This window comes from Ruegeria sp. E8, from assembly GCF_056533985.1.
Genome location: NZ_JBQFOY010000001.1, coordinates 244,914 through 267,695, shown reverse-complemented (window position 1 = coordinate 267,695; position 22,782 = coordinate 244,914). Strand labels below are relative to the sequence as shown.

Annotated in this window: 27 protein-coding genes; 10 read left to right on the top strand and 17 right to left on the bottom strand. The window is 59.5% G+C overall.

Translation table 11 applies throughout. From position 1 onward, the window contains the following. Nucleotides 1-61: 61 nt before the first annotated feature. Both ACR0LF_RS01390 and ACR0LF_RS01385 read left to right on the top strand, forming a co-directional pair. Nucleotides 62-310 (top strand): hypothetical protein, encoded by a 249-nt coding sequence (locus ACR0LF_RS01390; RefSeq protein WP_480573855.1) that lies wholly within the window; start codon nt 62-64, stop codon nt 308-310. A gap of 42 nt (nt 311-352) precedes the next feature. Next, nucleotides 353-997: an SDR family NAD(P)-dependent oxidoreductase gene (locus ACR0LF_RS01385; protein WP_480573852.1), complete on the top strand. Its 645-nt coding sequence runs from the start codon at nt 353-355 to the stop codon at nt 995-997. A gap of 60 nt (nt 998-1,057) precedes the next feature. On the opposite strand, the gene ACR0LF_RS01380 is transcribed toward ACR0LF_RS01385, so the two are convergent. The 4 genes from ACR0LF_RS01380 to ACR0LF_RS01365 all read right to left on the bottom strand — a co-directional run bounded on the left by ACR0LF_RS01380 (nt 1,058) and on the right by ACR0LF_RS01365 (nt 3,575). Next, nucleotides 1,058-1,900, bottom strand: coding sequence for an ATP-binding protein (locus ACR0LF_RS01380; RefSeq protein WP_480573849.1), 843 nt, complete (start codon nt 1,898-1,900; stop codon nt 1,058-1,060). 116 nt (nt 1,901-2,016) lie between these two features. Continuing rightward, entirely contained in the window at nt 2,017-2,898 is an 882-nt protein-coding gene (gene tatC, locus ACR0LF_RS01375) for a twin-arginine translocase subunit TatC (RefSeq protein WP_480573846.1), read from the bottom strand. After that, nucleotides 2,895-3,353 carry a Sec-independent protein translocase protein TatB gene (gene tatB / locus ACR0LF_RS01370; RefSeq protein ID WP_480573843.1) on the bottom strand — a complete coding sequence of 153 codons (459 nt, stop codon included), beginning with the start codon at nt 3,351-3,353 and terminating at the stop codon, nt 2,895-2,897. The genes tatC and tatB overlap by 4 nt, the downstream gene beginning before the upstream one ends. Before the next feature lie 6 nt (nt 3,354-3,359). Then, entirely contained in the window at nt 3,360-3,575 is a 216-nt protein-coding gene (locus ACR0LF_RS01365; RefSeq protein ID WP_480573840.1) for a twin-arginine translocase TatA/TatE family subunit, read from the bottom strand. Between the two features lie 222 nt (nt 3,576-3,797). Here ACR0LF_RS01365 and ACR0LF_RS01360 point away from each other — a divergent pair, with 222 nt between their 5' ends. Then, nucleotides 3,798-4,103, top strand: a complete 306-nt coding sequence (locus ACR0LF_RS01360; RefSeq protein ID WP_480573837.1) for a hypothetical protein — start codon at nt 3,798-3,800, stop codon at nt 4,101-4,103. Between the two features lie 21 nt (nt 4,104-4,124). After that, complete coding sequence (locus tag ACR0LF_RS01355) at nt 4,125-4,796, top strand: helix-turn-helix transcriptional regulator (protein ID WP_480573834.1); 672 nt, start codon at nt 4,125-4,127, stop codon at nt 4,794-4,796. A gap of 62 nt (nt 4,797-4,858) precedes the next feature. On the opposite strand, the gene ACR0LF_RS01350 is transcribed toward ACR0LF_RS01355, so the two are convergent. From ACR0LF_RS01350 to ACR0LF_RS01315, 8 genes are all read right to left on the bottom strand, one after another. Further along, nucleotides 4,859-6,025 (bottom strand): peptidoglycan DD-metalloendopeptidase family protein, encoded by a 1,167-nt coding sequence (locus ACR0LF_RS01350; protein WP_480573831.1) that lies wholly within the window; start codon nt 6,023-6,025, stop codon nt 4,859-4,861. A 62-nt stretch (nt 6,026-6,087) separates the two neighbouring features. Then, entirely contained in the window at nt 6,088-6,738 is a 651-nt protein-coding gene (locus ACR0LF_RS01345) for a protein-L-isoaspartate(D-aspartate) O-methyltransferase (protein WP_480573828.1), read from the bottom strand. Beyond that, nucleotides 6,735-7,517, bottom strand: a complete 783-nt coding sequence (gene surE, locus ACR0LF_RS01340; protein WP_480573825.1) for a 5'/3'-nucleotidase SurE — start codon at nt 7,515-7,517, stop codon at nt 6,735-6,737. Before surE ends, ACR0LF_RS01345 begins: the two co-directional genes overlap by 4 nt. Nucleotides 7,518-7,631: 114 nt before the next feature. Then, complete coding sequence (locus tag ACR0LF_RS01335) at nt 7,632-8,684, bottom strand: ABC transporter ATP-binding protein (protein WP_480576145.1); 1,053 nt, start codon at nt 8,682-8,684, stop codon at nt 7,632-7,634. Nucleotides 8,685-8,806: 122 nt separating this feature from the next. Then, entirely contained in the window at nt 8,807-9,853 is a 1,047-nt protein-coding gene (locus ACR0LF_RS01330) for a methyltransferase domain-containing protein (RefSeq protein WP_480573822.1), read from the bottom strand. A 96-nt stretch (nt 9,854-9,949) separates the two neighbouring features. After that, nucleotides 9,950-11,071 (bottom strand): hypothetical protein, encoded by a 1,122-nt coding sequence (locus tag ACR0LF_RS01325; protein ID WP_480573819.1) that lies wholly within the window; start codon nt 11,069-11,071, stop codon nt 9,950-9,952. Nucleotides 11,072-11,073: 2 nt separating this feature from the next. Next, complete coding sequence (locus ACR0LF_RS01320) at nt 11,074-11,853, bottom strand: SDR family oxidoreductase (protein WP_480576142.1); 780 nt, start codon at nt 11,851-11,853, stop codon at nt 11,074-11,076. Nucleotides 11,854-11,926: 73 nt separating this feature from the next. After that, nucleotides 11,927-12,289 carry a SnoaL-like domain-containing protein gene (locus ACR0LF_RS01315; RefSeq protein WP_480573816.1) on the bottom strand — a complete coding sequence of 121 codons (363 nt, stop codon included), beginning with the start codon at nt 12,287-12,289 and terminating at the stop codon, nt 11,927-11,929. Between the two features lie 110 nt (nt 12,290-12,399). Here ACR0LF_RS01315 and ACR0LF_RS01310 point away from each other — a divergent pair, with 110 nt between their 5' ends. The 4 genes from ACR0LF_RS01310 (at nt 12,400) to ACR0LF_RS01295 (ending at nt 17,255) form a co-directional block, all read left to right on the top strand. Next, entirely contained in the window at nt 12,400-14,004 is a 1,605-nt protein-coding gene (locus tag ACR0LF_RS01310) for a peptide chain release factor 3 (RefSeq protein ID WP_480573813.1), read from the top strand. 49 nt (nt 14,005-14,053) lie between these two features. Continuing rightward, nucleotides 14,054-14,797 carry a hypothetical protein gene (locus tag ACR0LF_RS01305; protein WP_480573810.1) on the top strand — a complete coding sequence of 248 codons (744 nt, stop codon included), beginning with the start codon at nt 14,054-14,056 and terminating at the stop codon, nt 14,795-14,797. Then, nucleotides 14,794-15,723, top strand: a complete 930-nt coding sequence (locus ACR0LF_RS01300) for a glycosyltransferase family 2 protein (protein ID WP_480573807.1) — start codon at nt 14,794-14,796, stop codon at nt 15,721-15,723. Before ACR0LF_RS01305 ends, ACR0LF_RS01300 begins: the two co-directional genes overlap by 4 nt. A 185-nt stretch (nt 15,724-15,908) precedes the next feature. Continuing rightward, nucleotides 15,909-17,255 carry a DEAD/DEAH box helicase gene (locus ACR0LF_RS01295; RefSeq protein ID WP_480573804.1) on the top strand — a complete coding sequence of 449 codons (1,347 nt, stop codon included), beginning with the start codon at nt 15,909-15,911 and terminating at the stop codon, nt 17,253-17,255. On the opposite strand, the gene ACR0LF_RS01290 is transcribed toward ACR0LF_RS01295, so the two are convergent. The 3 genes from ACR0LF_RS01290 to ACR0LF_RS01280 are packed head-to-tail and all read right to left on the bottom strand — an operon-like array spanning nt 17,252 to nt 19,274. Next, on the bottom strand, nt 17,252-18,154 hold the full coding sequence (locus ACR0LF_RS01290; RefSeq protein ID WP_480573801.1) for an EamA family transporter: 903 nt from the start codon (nt 18,152-18,154) through the stop codon (nt 17,252-17,254). The genes ACR0LF_RS01295 and ACR0LF_RS01290 overlap by 4 nt on opposite strands. A 21-nt stretch (nt 18,155-18,175) precedes the next feature. Beyond that, a complete protein-coding gene (locus tag ACR0LF_RS01285; protein WP_480573798.1) occupies nt 18,176-19,078 on the bottom strand; it encodes a fatty acid desaturase in 903 nt (300 codons plus the stop codon). Further along, entirely contained in the window at nt 19,071-19,274 is a 204-nt protein-coding gene (locus tag ACR0LF_RS01280) for a DUF2061 domain-containing protein (RefSeq protein ID WP_480573796.1), read from the bottom strand. Before ACR0LF_RS01280 ends, ACR0LF_RS01285 begins: the two co-directional genes overlap by 8 nt. 107 nt (nt 19,275-19,381) lie before the next feature. Here ACR0LF_RS01280 and ACR0LF_RS01275 point away from each other — a divergent pair, with 107 nt between their 5' ends. Together ACR0LF_RS01275 and ACR0LF_RS01270 are read left to right on the top strand one after the other, a co-directional pair. Then, nucleotides 19,382-20,251, top strand: a complete 870-nt coding sequence (locus ACR0LF_RS01275) for a helix-turn-helix domain-containing protein (protein WP_480573794.1) — start codon at nt 19,382-19,384, stop codon at nt 20,249-20,251. 79 nt (nt 20,252-20,330) lie between these two features. Further along, nucleotides 20,331-20,513, top strand: coding sequence for a hypothetical protein (locus ACR0LF_RS01270; protein WP_480573791.1), 183 nt, complete (start codon nt 20,331-20,333; stop codon nt 20,511-20,513). 1 nt (nt 20,514) lies between these two features. Here ACR0LF_RS01270 and ACR0LF_RS01265 read toward each other — a convergent pair whose 3' ends face one another. Next, complete coding sequence (locus ACR0LF_RS01265) at nt 20,515-21,273, bottom strand: SDR family oxidoreductase (protein ID WP_480573788.1); 759 nt, start codon at nt 21,271-21,273, stop codon at nt 20,515-20,517. Beyond that, the gene (locus tag ACR0LF_RS01260; RefSeq protein ID WP_480573785.1) at nt 21,270-22,733 is read right to left on the bottom strand and encodes a carnitine 3-dehydrogenase; all 1,464 of its coding nucleotides are present in this window, start codon (nt 22,731-22,733) and stop codon (nt 21,270-21,272) included. The genes ACR0LF_RS01265 and ACR0LF_RS01260 overlap by 4 nt, the downstream gene beginning before the upstream one ends. Nucleotides 22,734-22,782: the final 49 nt, after the last annotated feature.

The following is a 22,782-nucleotide window of genomic DNA, read 5'->3' as shown; positions in this document are numbered from 1 at the left end:
GTATCCGGCGGCGACCACTCACTCAAAAAGGGGTTCGGGACCATGTTCCGAACCACGGATCATGTCAAACGCCACAGTCAAAAGCGCGGCCACGCAGCCGGGCGCGCTGAAGAAGAATTCCGTTTCGGTTCTGGGAGTATTTGGGCCCAAAGCCGATATGCGTGCCTTGATGCGCCTGTCATCGGGTCGCGTGAAAGAGGTCAAACCCGGCAGCCGAGTGGCCTCGGGCAAGGTGGTCGCGATTGATGAGCATGGCATTATGCTGCGACAAAGCGGCCAGACCAAGCGTATCACCATTCCCGGCAGCTAATCGCGACTTGACGCCCCGCGCACAGGGGTTCAAACCGCAGCCATGACCGATCAGACCAAAATTGCCCTTATCACCGGGGCCTCTCGCGGATTGGGCGCCGCCCTGGCCGAAGCGCTGGCACCCGAATACCACATCGTCGCCGTCGCCCGCACCACCGGCGGGTTGGAGGAGTTGGACGATCGCATCCAGGCAAAGGGCGGTTCGGCCACACTGGCCCCCATGGACATCACCGATCCGAACGCCATGGCGACCCTGTGCCGGGGAATCCATGACCGTTGGGGCAAGGTTGATCTGTGGCTGCACACGGCCATCCACACTTCGGCGCTGACGCCGGTTCACTTTGTCGATCCCAAGGAATGGACAAAGGCAATCAACACTAACGCCAACGCGACCTCGGTTCTGATCCCCTATGTCACGCCCCTTTTGGGTGAGAGTGGCCACGCCGTGTTTTTTGATGATCCTAAAGCTGGTGAAAAGTTCTATGGCATCTACGGTGCCACAAAGGCTGCGCAGATGGCGCTGGCCCGCAGCTGGGCTGCCGAAACCGAACGCACCGGCCCGCGTGTTTCGATTGTCGAGCCTGCTCCGATGCCCACGGCCGTACGCGCGCGGTTCCATCCTGGCGAAGACCGGGATTCGCTGAACAGCACAGCAGACGAAGCGGCACGGATTCTGGCGCTGCTTTAGGAAATGGCCCTGACGGGCCATGCCTCCGGCGGGGATATTTTTAGCCAGATGAAGCTGGGATCAGGCGATATGAACGCCGTTGCGCCCGGCCAGATCGACAAAGAACTGCCACGCGACGCGGCCTGATCGCGACCCGCGCGTAGCCTGCCATTCGATCGCCTCGGCGCGCAAAGTCTCTGCATCGACTGAGACGCCATAGGCCGCGCAATAGCGGTCGATCATGGCAAGGTATTCGTCCTGATCGCAGGGATGGAACCCCAGCCACAAGCCAAAGCGGTCGGACAGCGAGACTTTTTCTTCGACCGCCTCGGAGGGGTTGATGGCGCTGGAACGCTCATTTTCGATCATGTCCCGCGGCATAAGGTGGCGGCGATTCGAGGTGGCATAGAACACCACGTTTTCGGGGCGACCCTCGATACCCCCATCCAGAACGGCCTTGAGCGATTTGTAATGCTGGTCATCGTGGCTGAACGACAGGTCGTCACAGAACAGGATGAACCGGTAGGGTGCCGACCGCAGGTGGTTCAGGAGGCGGGCGACCGAGGCCATATCCTCGCGCTGAAGTTCCACAAGTTTCAGGTCAGGATGATCCGGGCCAAGTGTACCATGGACCGCCTTCACAAGGCTGGATTTGCCCATCCCGCGCGCGCCCCACAACAAGGCGTTGTTTGCTTTGTAGCCGGACGCGAACCGGCGCGTATTGTCCAGCAACGTGTCACGCGACCGATTGATGCCTACCAACAGATCCAGATCGACGCGATTGACCTGTTCAACCGGTTCCAGACGGTCCGGTTCCACATGCCAGACAAAGGCAGGAGCTGCGTTGAAATCCGGCGTGGCCAGAGGGGCCGGCGCCATGCGCTCCAACGCGGCGGCGATGCGGTTCAGGGCTTGGTCATCCATCGGCTTCTCCGGTCAAGTCTGGATGGGTTCAAAGCATGTTCTGATTGGCGCAACAAGGCCCGCCAACGAAAAAGGCGCGCCCTGATGAGGCGCGCCTTTGGTGTTTTCTCAGCAGATTACTTTTCGTCTTCCAAATCCTGCATCAGGTCTGCATCTGCTTCGGCTTCTTCATCGTCATAGTAGCCATCAGCTCGCAATTGCTCTTCCCGTTTCCGTTCAACCCGGGCCACAAGGAAGATCGAAATCTCGTAGAGGCCATAGACCACCACAAAGAGGATGATCTGAGTGATCACGTCAGGCGGGGTCACAATGGCCGCCAGAACCAGAATGCCAACAACCGCATATTTGCGCACAGCACCCAGTCCTTCGGCACTTACCAGCCCTGCCTTGCCCATGAGGGTCAGAAGAACCGGCAGCTGGAAGCAAAGCCCAAAGGCCACGATGAACTTGATCGTCAGGTTCAGATATTCCTGCGCCGAGCCTTGGAACACCACTGTATGTGGTGCGGCCGTTGCGGCATCAACCACTGCCTCACCCTCTGCTCCAAACTGCTGGAAGCCTAGGAAGAAGTCATAAGCCAGCGGGGTAACGACGTAGAAAGCAAAGCTGGCTCCCAGCAGGAACATGAAGGGCGAGGCCAGCATGAACGGCAGAAACGCATTCTTTTCCGACTTGTATAGACCCGGTGCCACAAAGCGCCACATCTGCATCCCGATATAGGGAAACGCCAATACGAACCCACCCAACAGCGATACTTTGATGTAAACAAAAAAACCTTCTTGCAGAGCGATGAATATCAAACCGCAATCTTGCCCACGCACGGCAAGAGCTTCACACAAAGGCGTTGTAAGAAAATTGAAGATTGGCTTGGCCACCGTAAAGCAGATGATCATCCCGACCAGAAACGCCACGACGCAGTGAATCAGCCGCGTGCGCAGCTCGGCCAGGTGTTCGATCAGTGGGGCCGAGGTATCTTCGATCTCGTCGGTCTTGGTCATGTCTTGCTTTCAGTGTTCAGCGCGGCTTCGGCCTCTTCAGCCTTGGCCAGCGCGTCGGCAGCTTCCTTGGCTTTGCGCTCGGCAGCGGCACGGGCCGTGGTGGCCTGAATTTTCTTGGCCTGCTCGGCGCGTTCTGCTGCCAGTTTGCCGGTTTCGCTGTCAGGATCGAACTTGGTGGGATCGATGCTTTTCGCCATATCCTGCGCAGCTTGCTTGACGCCGTCCATGGCCGAGCCCACAGGGTTCGCGGCGGCGTTGAGACCTTTCTTGATCTCGTTCACCCCCGCCTGATCGGCAGCCTCGTTCATGGCGCTGCTGAACTCGCGCGCCATGCCGCGTGCCTTGCCGATAAAACGCCCGACATTGCGGAACAACACCGGCAGGTCCTTCGGCCCCACAACGATCAGGGCAACGATGCCGATGACCAGAAGCTCGGTCCAGCCCAGATCAAACATCTGCGCTTACGCCTTGTCTTTCTCGGTTTCAGGCGTGACGTCCTTGGCCATCTCGGATGCGTCCTGTTCGATTTCTTCCGTGCCGTCCTTCACGCCCTTTTTGAACGCAGTGATGCCTTTGCCAACTTCACCCATCAGCGAGCTGATCTTGCCGCGGCCAAACAGAACCAGAACCACAACGGCGATCAGCAGAAGACCAGGAAGGCCGATATTGTTGAGCATGTCATTTCTCCTCTTTCATCGGCGCGATTGCACGCCGGGAATATGAACTGGGTCCGTGTTTACGCCCGGATGCGCTGTCTCAAAAGAGATCAGGTGCGGATTGAGGGTAAAATTTGATGTGATCCGGCAGAATCTGAGGGGTCGCGTTTTACAACTGACAGGTTTATGTCAGTTGGGTATGAGTAAGAAAGCGATATCGAAACCTGGTCAACGGAGAACAAAATGACCCATGTCGCTGAAATCGTCACCTTCACCCTCGCCAATGGCACCACGCCAGAAGAGTTCGTGAAACTTAGTCAGGCTTCCGAGGCCTTTGTGCGCAGTGCGCCGGGCTTTGCCCATCGGCAGCTCAGTCAGGGCGAAGACGGTCGCTGGACGGATTATGTTGTCTGGACGGATATTAAAGCGGCCAAGGACGCCGCCGCACAATTCCCGCAGCAGGACTTCTGCGCTGGCCTGATGGCTGCCATCAACCCGGATAGCATTCAGATGCGCCACGAGAACGTATTATGGAACATGACCGCCTAGGCGCGGTCCGGACGGCGTGTCATGCGCCGCACTGACCGCCTGTTCGACATTATCCAGATCCTGCGCGACGGCAAACTGCACCGCGCGCAGGACATCGCCGACCGGCTCGAGGTGTCGGTCCGCACCATCTATCGCGACATGGATACGCTGGTAGCCTCAGGCGTTCCTGTCGAAGGAGAGCGCGGCGTGGGCTACATGGTGCGCGAACAGATCACCCTGCCCCCGCTGAACCTGACCACAGCCGAGCTCGAAGCGCTGAACCTCGGCATGGCGATTGTGGCCGAGGCTGCCGATCCGGATCTGAAAGCCGCCGCCATTTCTCTGGCCGACAAGATCGACGCCGTCCTGCCGACACAAGTTGTGGCCGACGCCGACGCCTGGAAATTCGCTGTCTACCCCTTTGCTGACGCCGCCCGTGGGCTGGCCCACATGGCACCGATCCGCGCCGCCATCAAATCCCGCCAGAAACTTCACCTGTCATACCGACGGATTGACGGCGTCCTGACCGACCGCACCATCCGTCCGCTGCACATGGAATATTGGGGCCGCGTGTGGACACTCACAGCCTGGTGCGAACTGCGCAACGGCTTCCGCGCCTTCCGCATCGACCTGATCGAATCCGTCTCACCGCTGCCGGAACTCTTTACAGACGAGCCCGGTAAACGCCTGAGCGACTACGACCCAAACGCCTGACACGCTTCATCTTTTCCAAAATACTCCCGCCGGAGGCATGGCCCGAAACGGGCCATTCACCCTCACTTCAGGTAAGGCTCGGGATCAACGGATTCGAACCCCTTGCGCACTTCGAAATGCACATAGGCGTTGTCTCCACCCCGCAGCTGCGCCAGTTTTTGCCCACGACGCACGCGATCCCCTTTCTTGACAGCGATATCATCGACATTGGCATAGACCGTCAGCAGATCGTTCTTGTGCTTGACCACGATGATCGGCACCTGATCCGCGTCCGCGGTAATCGCCGCAACAGTGCCCGCCTCAGCGGCAGTCACGGCCGTGCCGGGCGCGGCGGCGATATCGATGCCCTCATTCTTGCCCTTGTTATAGCCGCGAATGATGTTGCCGCTGACCGGCAGGGACAAAGCGGTCGAACGCGCATTGGTTGGTGCTTCGGCAGTTACGTCCGGGGCTTCGACCAGCGGCGCAACCTTTTCGTCGGGCAAGGGCTGTGTGGCACTAGGAGGTGTCGGCGTGGGCGATCCCTGCCCCGGTTCCGTTACCTCGGTGGCGGCAACAGGCGCGGCAGCAGCAGCGCTTTGACGCGGTGCGGGCTGGTTCTTGACCGGGATCAGCAGAAACTGACCTTCACGCACGGTGAAGTCCGATCCCAGACCGTTCCATTCCGCCAGCGACTCGACCGGCACCTGATAAAGGCGCGAGATCGTATAGGCCGTCTCGCCCCGCTTGACCTTGTGTCGGACCGGTTCCGGCCCGGTTGCGACAGGTGCCGGAGCAGGTTTGGCGGGTTCCAGCGTTGTCGTCCGCACACCCCCCGTTTCCGGCGCCTGGTCAATAGCAGCTCCGGCAACGGACGCGATATCTACACCGCTGCCCGCTCCGACCGAACGCGGCAAGGCCAGAACTTCGCCCTCTCTCAGCGTGTCGGTGGTCTGAAGACCGTTGAAACGCGACAACTCGCCTTCGGGCAGGCCAACCCGTGCGGCCACGTCCCGCACCGTGTCGCCTCGGCGGGCCACGACCACCTGATAGTTCGGATAGGTGATCACGCCCCTGCTGTCAGGTGTCGGGCGGCTGGTGGTGGCGGATTGCGCGGCATCGGTGGTCGAAAACCCGCCGACCTGCCCCCGCAAGTCGTAATCCAGAGGCCCCTCACACCCGGCAAGAATAGCCAGAGCGGCCACTCCGGTCGCGCAGCGACGCATAGCTGATTTGGATACTGCACTCATAATTCTGTCCTCAACGCCTGCCCCTGTTGTCCGGGGTTCCGGCGACCAATTCATTAAGCCTGTTACGCCTCGTCCTTGCCAAGCCCCTCAAGCAGAGGCACGAAACGGACTGACGTCAATTCGTCATAGTCCAGACCGGTCTCGGTGCGCGTCACCTTGATCAACTGCTGCACCGCATCCGACTGACCCACGGGTAAAACCATAATACCCCCGATTTTCAGCTGCGCCAAGAGCGGTCCCGGAGGGTCCTCGGCTGCCGCGGTCACAATGATACGATCAAACGGGGCCTGTTCCGGCAGGCCGAACGACCCATCCGACAACATGGCCGTGATGTTTGTAAGCCCAAGCTCGGCAAACAACTTGCCAGTTTCGCTCACCAGCCGCCGGTGGCGCTCCACCGTATAGACCCGACGCGCCAGTTTCGACAGGATCGCCGCCTGATAGCCAGACCCTGTCCCGATCTCGAGCACGGTGTCGCGAGGCCGGACATCCAAAGCCTGCGTCATAAGGCCAACAACAGACGGCTGGCTGATCGTCTGACCGCAGGAAATCGGCAGGGGCATATCCTCATACGCGCGATCCGAAAACAGACCGGTGACAAACCGACCCCGATCAACCTGCTCCATCGCCGCCAGAACGCGCGCATCGGTGACGCCCCGTTTGCGAAGGGCAAACAGGAACTGCATTACTGTTTCCGGGTCCAGTCCGCTCATTCGACCGCCTTCAAGGCCTCCAGCATATCATGCGCGGTCAGGTCCGCGCGCATCGGCGTGACCGAGATATAGCCTTCCAGATTGACCGCTGCATCGGTTCCCGGTGCGGTCGGGTTGTGCTGATAGCCGCCCTTGATCCACAGGAACCGCCGCCCCGAGGGCGAGCTGTGCGGCTCGACCGAGAAATGTGTGTCGCGCCGGAACCCCTGCGCGGCCACGCGCGTGCCCAACACGTCATCCGCCGGAACCGGTGGGAAATTCACGTTGTAAAACAGACGGTAATCGCCTTGTTCTGCCGGGGTTGCATCCAGAATGCGCCGGACCAGATCGGCCCCGAACCGCGCGGCGGCTTCAAACGGGTCATCCAGTCCAAGGTTGCGAGGACCGAAATACTGCGACAAAGCAATCGCGGGCACGCCCTGCAGCGCCGCCTCCATCGCCCCACCGATAGTGCCGGAATAAAGCGTGTTCTCGGCCGAGTTATTGCCCCGATTCACACCGGACAAAACCAGATCCGGGGGGCAGTCCACCATCACATCGTGCAGCCCCGCCAGCACACAATCCGCCGGAGATCCTTCGGCCGCATAGCGCCGCTCGCCCAGTTTGGCGATCATCGTGGGATGGGTGTAACTGATGCAATGCCCGACCCCGGATTGTTCAAAAGCGGGTGCAACCACCCAGACCTCACCGTCCGGTCCGGCCAAATCGGCGGCAATCGCCTCAAGCGTGATCAAGCCCGGTGCGTTGATCCCGTCATCATTGGTCAAAAGAATACGCATGTGCCCGATTTACCCCCGCGTTTGGCCCTTGATAGACCCCGACCTGCGCTGCGGCAAGCGAAGCAGGCCCGCAATCTGAGGCTTTCACGCACCACTTGGACGGAAATCGAATGGCTAGCTCTTCGTCTCGGGGAAAACGAAGCACCTGTCGCGTCGGATGGTCAGCCACATGACCCGGCCCGGGCCGGGCACAAAGACATTCGGAACCGTCGCCCTGAGGATCGAGCCGTCATAATCCATGCGAAACTCAACCAGGCTTTCATTGCCCAGAAAGCGCGCCCGCTCGACCACACCGCGCGCTGCAACGCCATCCGTCGGCGTCGGCAGAGGGCCTTTGCCGTTGCGGTCGAAATCCAGTTTGACATGCTGAGGTCGGAAAACGATCTCGACATCGGTTCCGTCCGGGATGCCCGGCGCGAGGAACTGACCGAACGGAGTTTCGGCCAAAGCCCCATTCACTTGCGCCCGCAAAACGTTGACATCACTGAAAAATGCCACGGCCGCCTTGTCTGCGGGGCGGGTATAGACGTTGTACGGCGCACCCTGTTGAACGATCTTGCCGCGCCGCATCAGTGCGATTTCATCGGCCATCCGCATCGCCTCTTCCGGCTCATGCGTGACCAGCAGAACGGCGGCATCCTCTTCCTTGAGAATCGCCAGTGTTTCATCCCGGATACCATCGCGCAGACGGTTGTCGAGGCCCGAGAACGGCTCGTCCATCAGCATGATCCGGGGGCGCGGTGCCAAAGCGCGTGCAAGCGCCACACGTTGCTGCTCACCGCCCGACAACTGGTGCGGAAACCCGTCGATGAACCGCATCAGGTCCACTTTGCGCAGCAGTTCTTCAACGCGGGCACGTTTCTCATCCTTGCCGCCCTTCAGACCAAACGCGACGTTATTGGCCACGCTCAGATGAGGAAACAGCGCAAAGTCCTGGAACATCAACCCGATTTCACGCCGCTCGGGCGGCACCCGAAACACGGTATCGCAGACCAGCTTGCCGTCGACGTAAATCTCGCCCGAATCCTGCATCTCGACCCCGGCGATCATGCGCAGGGTCGTGGATTTACCACAGCCGGACGGCCCCAAGAGGCATGTCACCTGCCCCGCCTGAACGGTCAGCGAGACATCATCCACCACAATCCGCCCTTCGAACGTGCGGATCATATTGCGAATTTCCAGACGCGGAGGAACTGCGTTGCCTGTCACCGATGGACCCCGTTACCTTTCCCGATCAATTCCATCGGGCTTTGGCCGGGATAGCAACCCCGCCCCTCAGGCGCAAGAGATCAGCAGCACCCGCCCGAGGGTGCCTCGCCGGTTGCCAGAAACGGGCTTTCCCCGCCGCAGCCTTCGAAAATACCATAGTGGGTCGAGAAATCGCCGATGAAATCGAAATGGCGCGCAAACCGCGTGTCTTTCAGCATCATCCAGGTGTTGCCGCAGACGGGAAAGGCCTTGCCGGTCTCGATCGCGTGGTGGTCGTCCAGTTCGAACAGATGCGGCGCGTTGGGGATCGTGCCTTTATAGATCACCGCCTGACCGTAATCCTCGCAGGCCGGTTCCAGTTCGGACAGTTTGAACAGGCGATACGTGGCTGACAGGAACTTGAGCAGCGCGACACGCTCTTCCAGAACCGGGTTTTCGATGGTTAGCGGGCGGTGCGTCACCCGGCGCGGATCACCAAAGCCAGCCTTGCGCGAGATCGACAGGAAGTCGTTCCAATAGAGGGCTCCCGACAGGCATTCACCATACAGCACCTCATCCTCGGCCATCGCCTGAGGCACCCGGCGATCCGCATAGACGTCCGAGAAATACATCTCACCGCCCTCTTTCAACAGACGGTGCGCGCCGCGCAAAACGGCCTCTTTGTCGGTGGCCAGGTTGATCACACAGTTCGACACGATGATGTCAAAGGAACCGGGTTCTAGGTCCAGGTCATCCAGCTTTTCGATATAGCCGTGATGGAATTCCACGTTGCTGGCCGCGTGACCGAACGCCTGCGCGTGATACTCCTGATGCGCGCGGGCAACGTCCAACTGTTCGGGCGTCATGTCCACACCGACCACGCGCCCAGTTTCCCCCACCATCGCCGACAGCGCATAGACATCCCGGCCCGCGCCGCAGCCCAGATCGAGAATGCTCATCCCCTCAAGATCCAGCGGAGCGATCAGCCCGCAACCATAGTAACGGGCCAGCACATCATCATGAATTTGCGACAGAATCTTCTTGAGGTGATCCGGCATGTCATCGGGCGTGCAGCACGCGTTGGTCTGCAAGTCCGCGCTGCCCTGAAGAACCTCGCCATAATAATTCTGCACTGATTCATGCTTCATCGCGGCATTCCTTTTTCCCGGTGGCTGCAAAGCAGCTAGTGCAACCCGGTGCCTTACGCAATCCGCACGCCTGCAAATTGACGAAAGCGTGAGGATTCAGCGACCCTGACCCAGCAACTCGAAATCCACCCCTGCGCGCACCTGACCGTTCACCTGAATTTCCAGCCGGTGCGCACCGGGCACCAGTTTGAACGTCGTGGCGTTGCCCTTCAGCTTGTGCTTTTTGTTCAACGTCAGGACGCCGTCGCGCAAAACTGCCTGTTTCAACTTGTGGACCTTGGCTGAGGTTTTGCCTCCAGGCCGTTGAAAGTGAATGATATAATCGATCAAAATCGGCTGATCGACGGTACCGTTCAGGCTGACGTCGAACTCCAGCGCTGCGTCGATCCGCGCCTCGCCCTTGATCTGAACGGCAACGTCAATTGCGGCATCCGGGTCGTATCCCAGCATCCGCATGGCACCGGGATGCCCCGCCTTGACCAAACCGCGCAGCGTGTGCGCCGTCATCCAATCCAGTTCGGCCCGGTCCTGCTGCGCAGAGCGCGCCCAACCCTGCAACCGGTCCAGCACCAGATCGGGGTCTTTTTTGGTGATGTCGTTCAGATGGTTCGCAACTGACCGCGTGACATAGCGTGTGCTGTCGGCGTGCAGCCGGTCCAGCAAGGGCAACGGATCGGTCAGCTCCAACCTCACCGCCTGCCCCCAAGGCAGACGTGGCCGCGTGCCTTCGCTGACCAAACGGCGCACGTGATAGCTACCGTGCGCGCACCACTCCTGCATCCGCGCCAGCACCTGATCGGGGTAGCGGTTGAGAAACGGGCGGATAGCCCATTCCATCGAGAACCGCTGGGTCAGTTCTTCGATCACGTCCAGCGCCAGATCAGGGTGATCCAGTCCCACGGCCACCACCCAATCGCCCAAAGGCGCAAAGATGAAGTCACCGAAATCATCATCCGTTTTGTCAGGGTCCAGCGGAGGCGGCAGGGCACGCAAGATCACCGGCGCGACCGCAGGCAATTCTCCGGGAACCGCCGTTTTCAGGCACTCGGCGATCCAGGCCATCCGCTCTTTTAGCTCCAGATCCAACAGACGGGACATGACCTGCGCTTCAAACGCGGGCGCATCAAAGGATGGATCAGCCTTGGCAAATAACCCCGCCAGATAGCGGGTTTTTTCGGCATTGAACAACTGATCCTTGAGCGAAAAGGTCTCGGCCATCGTTACATCGTCAGATTGGTCGCGCCACCGTCCAGCAGGATGTTCTGACCAACGATGAACCCGGCATGCTGCGAGCACAGGAATGCGCAGGCCGCACCAAATTCCTGCGGCGACCCATACCGCCGCGCTGGAATGGTTGCCGCGCGTTCTGCACGGGCTTCGTCAATCGAAATCCCTTTTTGCGCCGCTACGCCTCCGTCCAGAGAATCCGCGCGGTCTGTGGCATGAATACCGGGCAGTAGGTTGTTGATCGTCACGCCATGCGGCGCGACCTGGCGCGCGGTTCCGGCCACATAGCCGGTCAGCCCCGTCCGGGCAGCATTGGACAGACCCAGAGCCGGAATTGGCGCACGCACGGATTGCGACGTGATGTTGACCACCCGGCCCCATCCCTTGTCCGTCATCCCCGGCAGCAGAGCCTTCATGAACGCAATCGGCGTCAACATGTTGGCGTCAAGCGCTTTGATGAAATCGTCCCGGTCCCAGTCCGACCACAATCCCGGAGGTGGCCCACCCGCATTTGTCACAAGGATATCAACACCCTGCGCCGCTTCTATCACCTGATCCTGCCCGTCAGACGAGGTCACATCGCAGGTTACCGTCTGAACTTGAACGCCGTGTTCGGCACGAATACGGTCAGCCGAAGCGTCCAAAGCCTCGGCCCCGCGCGCATTCATCACCAGATCAACACCGGCGGCGGCCAGAGCCTCGGCACACCCCAATCCCAAACCCTTGCTGCTGGCGCAGACCAGAGCGCGTTTTCCTTTGATTCCCAGATCCATCGGATCCTCCCTGTCAGTCATTGCCGCATGTCTAGCACCGGCCAGACAGGGAAGACCAGAAACGGATCGTCGATCAGTAGAAGAACTCTTCCCGGACGATCTTGCCGTCAGCGACGTGATAGACGCCCACTTCGCGCATATCGAATGCCTCGCCGGTTTCCTTGACCTTACCCTGAACGTCAAAGATCACGGCAAAGCGGTCATCGCCATGCGGGAACGGATCGCTCACCGACGAGCCCGAGACTTCATGCGCACTTTCCCACCATTCGTGTTTTCCACGAATTGCTTCAATCCCTCTGGTCTCTCGCCCCATTCCCTGAAAGTCCTGCCCCTCGACCGAAACAGCATCCGAGGCATAGAGCTTTTCCAGATTTTCCTTGGCGCGTCCTTCACGACAACCGGCCACCAGTTCGTTGGCGATTTCTTTCAAATCCATTGGTCCACTCCATATTTTGTTCACTATATGTTCTTATTGCCATAACCACTCGATTCGAACCACCCCCCTTTGTCTTGCCTCGGCAGGATTCCCCCCCTATACGCGCGCTTATGCTTGATACCTCGAACCAACCCACCCTGCCGCCCGAGATCGCCCGGCGCCGGACATTCGCCATCATCTCGCACCCGGATGCGGGCAAGACGACGCTGACGGAAAAGTTCCTGCTTTATGGCGGCGCGATTCAGATGGCCGGTCAGGTGCGCGCCAAGGGTGAGGCGCGGCGCACGCGTTCGGACTTCATGCAGATGGAAAAGGATCGCGGCATTTCGGTTTCGGCATCGGCCATGTCATTCGATTATGACAACTTCCGGTTCAATCTGGTGGACACCCCCGGCCACAGTGATTTCTCGGAAGATACCTATCGTACGCTGACCGCCGTGGACGCTGCTGTTATGGTCATCGACGGTGCGAAAGGTGTGGAAAGCCAGACGCAGAAACTGTTCGAGGTCTGCCGCCTGCGCGATCTGCCGATCCTGACCTTCTGCAACAAGATGGACCGCGAAAGCCGCGATACGTTCGAGATCATCGACGAAATCCAGGAAATGCTGGCCATCGACGTCACGCCCGCCGCCTGGCCGATTGGCGTGGGGCGCGATTTCATCGGCTGCTATGACATGCTGCGCGACCGGCTGGAACTGATGGACCGCGCCGACCGCAACAAGGTGGCCGAAAGCATTCAGATTGACGGTTTGGACGATCCGAAGCTGGCGGAACACGTGCCCGAACATCTGCTTGAGAAACTGCTGGAAGAGGTCGAGATGGCGCGCGAGCTGCTGCCCGCGCTAGACCCGCAGGCGGTGCTTGAGGGGCATATGACCCCGATCTGGTTCGGCTCGGCGATCAATTCCTTCGGAGTGAAAGAGCTGATGGAGGGCATCGGCGCTTACGGCCCGCAGCCACAGATACAATCCGCTGAACCCCGCCAGATTGCCCCGGATGAGAAGAAAGTCGCCGGCTTTGTCTTCAAGGTACAGGCCAACATGGACCCCAAACACCGCGACCGGGTGGCGTTTGTTCGTATGGCAAGCGGTCACTTCAAGCGCGGCATGAAGCTGACCCATGTACGGTCGAAAAAGCCCATGGCAATCTCGAACCCCGTACTGTTCCTCGCCTCGGACCGGGAACTGGCTGAAGAGGCTTGGGCCGGTGACATCATCGGCATCCCCAATCACGGGCAACTGCGCATCGGCGATACGCTGACCGAAGGTGAAGCGCTGCGCGTAACCGGCATCCCATCCTTTGCGCCAGAGCTGCTGCAAGGCGTCCGCGCTGGCGATCCGATGAAGGCCAAGCATCTGGAAAAAGCCCTGATGCAATTCGCCGAGGAAGGCGCGGCCAAGGTGTTCAAACCCTCCATCGGATCGGGCTTTATCGTGGGCGTCGTCGGCGCGCTTCAGTTCGAAGTACTGGCCAGCCGGATCGAGATGGAATACGGCCTGCCGGTGCGGTTTGAGGCGTCTCAGTTCACCTCGGCCCGCTGGGTCAGCGGCGACAAGCTTGCGGTCGACAAATTCGTCAATGCCAACAAGCAGCATATCGCCCATGACCATGACGGCGACATCGTCTATCTGACGCGGCTGCAATGGGACATCGACCGGGTCGTCCGCGACTACCCCGAGCTGAGCCTGACCGCGACCAAAGAGATGATGGCGTGATCCAACTGACTGATTGCACAGGCGAGTCTGCCTGTGCAATCCTGCGCGCATGAATGATGACGAACTGACCTTTCCCGGTGGTCTGCCCGACATGCTGGACAGCTATGAGAACCGGCGCAGCCCGTTTCAGTTCGGCACTCTGACCCTGCCCGAGATTGACGTCGATCTCGAAGATCTGGCCAAACGGATCGTTCCCGACAGCGCGACCGAATTGCCACCGGGCCGCAGCACGTCCTGGGATCGCAAAAGCGCTGCGATTGCGCGCGAATTTGTCGGGAAGTCCGAACTTGCCTTCCTGAACGCCCAATTGATTTCGAATCTCAGAAAGCGGTCCTTTCCGCGACAGGCTCCTGCCTTGTTCTGCCGACTTTGGGAAGAGCAATCAGGCCATCTTCTTTCTGCTCTGGACCTGCGCTGGCTGGTATCCTCGATCCAGACCTTTGCCGATCACGGGCAGACGCCGACGCAACGCGAAGTCGGCCATGCGTTGCGCGTCTTTTTCAGCATGATGAAGCTCTATGAGTTCGAGCGGCTTTTCTCGGGACTCGCCCCGGAAACGCCGTATCAGCTCAAGGACAGGAACCATGTGCCGCTGCCCTTTCAAATGAAAGGGTTCTCCTTTGAAAAAGGCGGCTTGGACGTCAATCTTGTCGCCCCGATCTGGACCAAGGCGATGAACGACCCCACCATTGCTCCGCTGGTGGATCATCTGATGACCCAGTTGAACAAGGACTCCGGCGGTGTCTTTCGTCGTCTCAAACTCATGCGCGACACCCGCGCGCCGCGCAAATGACCACCTGGGGCATCGTCTCGATGGTTCGGGGCCCAACCAAGGATGTCCTTCGGTTCGTGGCCCATCACCTCGATCTGGGTGTGGACTGCATGTATATCTTCATGGACGAACCCAATCAGCCCACGTACCGGGCACTCAGAACGCACCCCAAGGTACAGGTTCACGTCTGTGACGACGCTTTTTGGCAAAAACGCAAACGTGAACGTCCCGACAAACATCAGGTCCGTCAAACGGTTCATGCCACGTTTGCCTACCGCAAAACCAAACTGGATTGGCTCGCCCATATCGATGTGGACGAATTCCTGTGGTCTCCGTCCCCAATAGCGGAAGTGTTGCAGGACGTTCCGGCGGACAAACCAGCCGCCCGCGTTCGCCCGACAGAGGCGCTGGCCGGTGATGACGACCTGTACAAGGCGCATATTCCGCGCAGCCCCAAACGCGAAGGGCTGGTCGAAACGATTTACCCGAACTACGGCGCGTTCGTCTTGGGCGGTTTTCTAAGCCATGTGCAGGGCAAGCTGTTTGTTCGGACCGGAATGGAAAACCTGGGTTTTCGCATCCACAATCTGTTTCAGAACAAAAAGCTGTTGCCGTGCAAATACGAACTCCCCCAGGTCGAGCTGTGCCACCGTCATGCCCCGGACTGGGACCACTGGATCGCCCACTACCAATTCCGCATGGATCGCGGCTCTTATCAGGCGGGGATGGCCACCAATGTTCCGCGCGAAAAAGGAGGTCTGAGCAAGAATGAATTGCTCAACTGGATCGAGGCCGAACAGGGCATGGAAGGACTGCGCGCGTTTTACAATGAAATGAGCGGCGCGGACCCTGAGGTACGCGCCAATCTGGACCGCCACGACCTGCTTCGCCACCGCCCCTTGAACCTGGACGAAAAATTACAGAAACACTTCCCCGGAAGTTGCTGAATTGTTGCCGAAAATCCCGGTGATCCACGGTGTGCCAAAGGTGAAATTCTCTTCATTTGACGCTGATCAACGTTTTTGTTATGTCCGCGTGCAAGCCGAAATGTCGCATTATGCACATGGCCATCCGGGCCCGGCACATCTTTGACGCGCGGGCCAGGTCAAGTGTCCGCAAAAACCGGACTTACATGACAAAGTTTAACGAACTGAACCTGAACCCGAAGGTCCTCAAAGCCATTGAGGAAGCCGGATACGAAACACCAACTCCGATCCAGGAAGGTGCGATTCCCCCCGCGCTGGAAGGTCGTGACGTCTTGGGCATCGCCCAGACCGGCACCGGCAAAACTGCCAGCTTCACGCTGCCGATGATCACGTTGCTGGCCCGTGGCCGCGCCCGTGCGCGGATGCCACGCTCGCTGGTGCTGTGCCCGACGCGGGAATTGGCGGCGCAGGTGGCCGAGAATTTCGACACCTATTCCAAGCACCTGAAACTGACCAAAGCGCTGTTGATCGGCGGTGTCAGCTTCAAAGAGCAAGAGGCGCTGATCGACCGCGGCGTCGACGTTCTGATCGCCACCCCGGGCCGCCTGCTGGACCATTTCGAACGCGGCAAGCTGCTGCTGACCGGTGTTCAGATCATGGTGGTGGATGAGGCCGACCGGATGCTGGATATGGGCTTTATCCCCGATATCGAACGCATCTTCTCGCTTACGCCGTTCACGCGACAGACTCTCTTCTTCTCGGCCACCATGGCGTCCGAGATCGAGCGCATCACTGACACGTTCCTGTCCGCCCCTGCCCGGATCGAGGTTGCCCGTCAGGCCACCGCATCCGAGACCATCGAACAGGGCGTCGTCATGTTCAAAGGTGGTCGCCGTGACCGCGAGGCCAGCAACAAACGCAAGGTTCTGCGCGCGCTGATTGATGCCGAGGGCGAGAAATGCACCAACGCGATCATCTTCTGCAACCGCAAGACGGATGTGGATATCTGCGCCAAGTCGCTGAAAAAATACGGCTATAACGCCGCCGCCATCCATGGTGATCTGGACCAGTCGCAGCGCATGAAAACGCTGGACGGGTTCCGCGATGGCTCACTGCGCCTGCTGGTCGCTTCGGATGTGGCCGCACGCGGTCTGGACATTCCATCGGTCAGCCATGTGTTCAACTTCGACGTCCCCGGCCATGCCGAGGATTACGTCCACCGCATCGGTCGCACCGGTCGCGCCGGGCGTGAGGGCAAGGCCGTCACGATCTGTTCGGGTCGTGATGAAAAGGCATTGGATGCGATTGAAAAGCTGATCCAGAAAGACATCCCGCGCATTGACAATCCGGTCAAGGAAGAACCCAAACCCGAAAAGCCGAAGCCTGAGAAAAAGGCCCGCGGCGCCGAGGGTAAAAAGGACACCAAGAAAGACCGCGAACCCAAGGGCCGCGGTCGGGGTCGCAAAGAAGACAACGGTCCGGTCGTTGTGGGCATGGGCGATCACCTGCCCAGCTTCATCGCCCTCAGTTTTGACGAGCGTCGCGCGGGCTAAATCGCCAGCACCAGTGCCAAAATCGAGATACCCAGCAACATCATCCCGGCGATCTCACGCCGGGTGATCGTCTCGCGGAAGAACAGGATCGAGGCCATCAGGCTGAAGATCAATTCCACCTGCCCCAACGCCTTGACATAAGCCGCGTTCTGCAAGGTGAAGGCCCAGAACCAGCAGAACGACCCGCCCAGACTGGTCAGGCCAACAAAGACCCCGGTGGATCGCGTCTGCCAGACCGCGCGCAGTTCCGCCCGGTCGCGCCACAACAGCCACAGGCCCATGCTGACAAACTGGAACGTCACAACGGCGGCCAGCGTGATCAGCGCCCGGAACCACGCGTCGATATCGCCCAGTTGCAGCGAGGCCCCGCGATAGCTGACGGCGGAAAACGCAAACAACACACCCGATCCCAGACCCAATTGGGACGCTCGGTTCGTCAGATGTCGCCACCAGGCTCCATCCCCGCCAGGTGTTTTCGACAGCAACAGCACCGCCATCAATCCCAACAGAATGGCAACCAGCGCACCGCCGGAAACGCTGTCGCCCAGAACCAGAAAGCCGACAATCGCGGTCTGGATCACTTCGGTCTTCTTAAAGGTGATGCCAACTGCAAAATTGCGTTGTTTGAACAGCGCCACAACGCAGATCGTCGCGAGGATTTGCGCTGTGCCGCCGATAACCGCGTACATCCAGAACATACCACCCAACGGAGGCAGGCTTGCCCCCGTGATCTGCAACGCCACCAACAATCCGGCAACAGCCAGCGGCATGGAATAGGCAAACCGCGCAAAGGTGGCGCCTGCAGCAGACAGTTTCACGCTGCTCAAGGATTTTTGCAGCATGAAACGCACAGTCTGAAAACTGGCGGCGGCGATGGTGACAGGGATCCAGAGACTCATGTCACCCGTTGTGTCGTCAAATCAGTGCTTTGGCCAGAGCGGATGCGGCACCGGGTCTTTGGCACGCAGCAAATACTGCCGGAAAATCTGAGCGTAAGATCGGTACACATAAGCCTCATTGCAGGCCAGATACCTGTCTTTGCCGGCACGGTACAGCGCGGGCAGTCGATACCAGGGCGCGGCAGGGTTCATATGATGAACCACATGCAGATTATTGTTTAAAAACAGAAACGCCAGCAACCCGCGATCTTCGATAATCACTGTCCGGGCGCGGGATTTTTCGTGGGCGCGATGCTCCAGAAACGTGCGGATTTTCAGCAGCCCCAGCCCGATATAGGCCGAGATCAAATAGGCCCAAACCGGCATGGCCGACTGCGCAACGACCCACAGCACCACCGCCGCGCCCGGCAGGTGCAAGGCCCAGGCCAGCAGGATCGCCCTGTCGCCATGCCGCGCTCCTCGCCACTCATCCCGCATAAACAGAACCTGCCCTATTGCCGGACCCAGCACCATCCGTCCCAGAAGCGTGTTGTTCAGGGCCAACACCAATTGCACACCACGCGGCAGTGCCGACCAGACGTTGGGATCCAGATAATTCGATTCCGGGTCGTCATAAGGATCGGTCAGGGTGGCATCCTGATGATGCGCCAAATGCAAATCCCGAAAGCGGTTGTACGGAATGGCCAGCGTCAACGGCAGCACCATCAATGCTTCATTCAGCCATTTGGCACGGAACGGATGCCCATGCAGAACCTCATGCGTCAAAGATGAATGCAGCGCCGCAACCAGACCCAGAGCCAGCACCGCCAGCCACAACGAAACATCCGCCAGCCAAAACAGCCCGGCCAGCCACGCTGCATAACAACCAACGATCAAGAAAAACGTACCCCATTCGGGCGACTTGGGTGTCGAGGGCTCAGCCATTGCGCCCCCACGAGATCCCCGCCCAAATTCTTTCATAGACAATGTACAGTGTCAGGCCGATGGCAGTATTCACCAACGCCAATGCTCCACCTACAGCGGCCGAGCCTGTGGCGATCAGGCCCACCATTGTCATGGTAGCCAGTCCCATGACATTCCACACGATTGCTTTCACGACAGATCTTCGCCGCGTTTCCATTCCGGACCCCATTCTTTTTGCTTTTACAAAGGGCTACCTTGCATTGCTCGTGTTGAAAATTCTGAATATGATTAACAAAACTAATCAGATGTGATATTTTTCATCATATGCAGGAAAATATCGACAAACGAGACCGCGCCGCCCAATTTCGTCTACGCCTTGCCCGCGCGATGGAGGAGCGTCACGTCAGCCAAAGCGCGCTCGCGCGTCATATCGGCGTCGACCGGTCGACCGTATCTCAACTGCTGACCGACCACGGTGCGCGCCTGCCCAATGCACATGTTGTGGGAGGATGTGCGACGGCGCTTGGTGTCTCGGCCGACTGGCTGCTGAGCCTGTCTGACAGACCAGAAAGCGCCGCCGAGCTTCTGGCCAGTTCACTGACCTTTACCGAAGCCCCCCGCGCCCTTGTGGACGAGCGGATTTTCGAGTGGCACAAGGAAGCCGCCGGATACAAAATCCGCTACGTTCCGGCCACCCTGCCCGACATGCTCAAAACGCGCGCAGTATTAGAATGGGAATACGCGCCGCATCTGGGGCGCACCGCGGATCAGGCCATCGGCGCCTCCGAAGACAGGCTGGCCTGGATGCGCAGCGCCCAGTCCGACTATGAAATCGCCATGCCACTGTTCGAGATCGAAAGCTTTTCCAGCGCCACAGGGTATTATTGCGGCCTCAGCCCTGACGTTCGGTTGCAACAGATCGACCACCTGCTGCAACTGTGCGAACAGCTCTATCCCCGAATGCGAATCTATCTGTTTGACGCGAAACGACTTTATTCCGCGCCCGTCACGATTTTCGGGCCACTGCTTTGCGTGTTTTACGCAGGCAGCCACTATATGGCCTTCCGCGACCGGGACCGGATCGAGACGTTTACGCGCCATTTCGACACGCTGATACGCGAGGCCGACGTGGCCGCCCGCGATTTCCCCAACCATCTGCGACAGCTCAGAAAGGCCGTTTCCCGCAACAAGTAATGCAGCGGCGCACAACCTGTGCTATCGTCCCTTGGCGCGAACCATAGGGCATTCCGACCACAAACGGAGGACCACAGGAATGGACGCAATTCAAACCGCTCAATACGCACGCGCCCTCTACGCTGCTCACGGAGACCAGGCCGAGGCGGAGGCCGCGCAGAAAATGCGTGAATGCGAAGCTGCCGGAAACCAGAAAGAGGCGCAGGACTGGCAGGCGGTCCGTCAGACCATCCGCCAGATCCGAGGCCCAAATCAGGGCTGAATTACAGTTTCGGGTCGGGATTGACCGTGTGCCCGTCCACTGCGATCACCTGACCCGACACCAGCCGCGCCGCGTCTGAGGCAAGGAAGACGGCCATATTGGCGATGTCGTGCGCTTCTACAAAGCGTCCCATAGACGTACCCGAGGCGTAACCCCGGTATACTTCATCGCGGGTCATGCCTTTCGCTTCTGCCTCTCGGGCCAAAACGCCTTCCATGCGTGGACCTTCCACCGCGCCCGGACAAATCGCATTGGCGCGAATGCCAAGCGGCCCCAGTTCCATCGCCAGCGTTTTCATCAAGCCAATGACCGCCCATTTGGCCGACGCATAGGGCGCACGATAGGGATAGCCATACTGACCGGCGGTTGATGAGGTCAGGATGATGCTGCCTGCCTGTGCCGACTTCATCATCGGAGCGGCGTGCTTGGCTGCCAGAAACGCCCCGTCCAGATTGACCGCCAGACAGGCGCGCCATGCGTCCAGATCGATGTCTTCGATCGCATCGGTCGGACCGGCAGTCCCGGCATTGGCGCACAGCACATCCAGCCCACCCGCCACCGTGATAGCCTGAAAAACCGCGCGCATGTCAGTTTCACTGCTCACATCCGCCTGATGCGCCGCCCAGTGATCAGGCACCGTATCCAGCGCTGACTGATCGATATCCGTGACCCAGACATCATAACCAGCAGCGTCAAAGGCCTCGGCCACGGCCCGGCCGACACCAGATGCGCCAGCCGTCACCAATACACGCCGGGTCACGACGGTTTCCGAATGGCGGCACCGGCGCCTTCTGGGTACGGCAACCCGGCCTGCGCCTCGGCAATCCGCGCCATTGCCGCCTCAATCTCGGAGGAAGGCGGGCTGGGCCGACGGCTGTCCAGACTGACATGCAGCATAAAGCTCTCACCGGTCGCCAACAAAACCTCGCCTTCATACATGCTGTGGAACAGATGCAACTTCTTGCCCTGCCCCAGCAGCATTTGAGTGCGCACTTCGATCTTGGCGCCCGCATGGGCTTCGCTCATGTAACGGATATGGTTCTCGGCGGTGAAATAGCTGCCACCTGTCGAGATATACTCCATATCACAGCCAATAAACTCCATGAACCGGTCATTGGCGGCGGCAAAAGCCTCGACGTATTTCGCCTCGTTCATGTGGCCATTGTAGTCGGTCCAATCCAGCGGCACAGCACGGGACAGGGTCAGGATCGGCTGGCTCAAATCCGCCCGATCCAGCGTCGGCAAAGCCCCCGGCTTCAACAGGGCATCGTGCTGATTCAGCACAGCCCCCGCGCCGTAATTCTGCGCCTTGAGCGCGCGCATCATGCCAACCAGATTGTTGTCGCGAATGCGCTCCAGCTCACGGATCGAATGCATGCCCGATTGCGCATCCGACTGATCGGCGATCAAATCGACCAGATCGTCGGTGAATTCAGGCACGTCCATCAGCTTGGTCCAGGGCCATTTCAGAGCAGGGCCGAACTGCGCCATGAAATGCCGCATCCCCGCCTCGCCTCCGGCAACGCGATAGGTCTCGAACAGGCCCATCTGCGCCCAGCGGATGCCAAAGCCCATGCGGATCGCCTCGTCGACCTCTTCGGTCGTTGCGATACCGTCCTTGACCAGCCACAGCGCCTCACGCCAGACAGCTTCCAGAAAACGGTCGGCGATATGCGCATCGATTTCTTTCTTGACGTGCAGCGGGAAGAAACCGACCGAAGACAGCAAATCCTTGGCCCGCTCGACCATCTCAGGCGCGTTCTTGTCGGTTGGAACCAACTCGATCAGCGGCAGCAGGTAGACCGGGTTGAACGGATGCGTCACTACGATCTGTTCCGGGCGCAACGCCCCTTCTTGCAGCTCTGACGGTTTGAATCCACTGGTCGAGGACCCAATGATCGCGCCCGGATCACATGCCTCCTGCAGACCTTGATAAACCTTCCGCTTCAGCTCCAGCCGTTCGGGCACGCTTTCCTGAATCCATGTCGCGCCCTGCACGGCCTCAGCCAAATCATCATGAAAGCTCAACGCGCCCTCGACTGGCAAAGGCACATCGCTCAGCCCCGGCAGCGACCGCCGCGCATTGTCCAGAACCTCACCAATCTTACGTTCGGCCTCCGGGTCCGGGTCGAACACCTGCACGTTCCAGCCATTCAACAAGAACCGCGCGGCCCACCCGCCACCGATGACACCACCACCAATGATTGCCGCTGTTTTCATCGCAACCTGCCCCAATTCTCAATCTTCATCTTTTCGAAATACTCCGGGG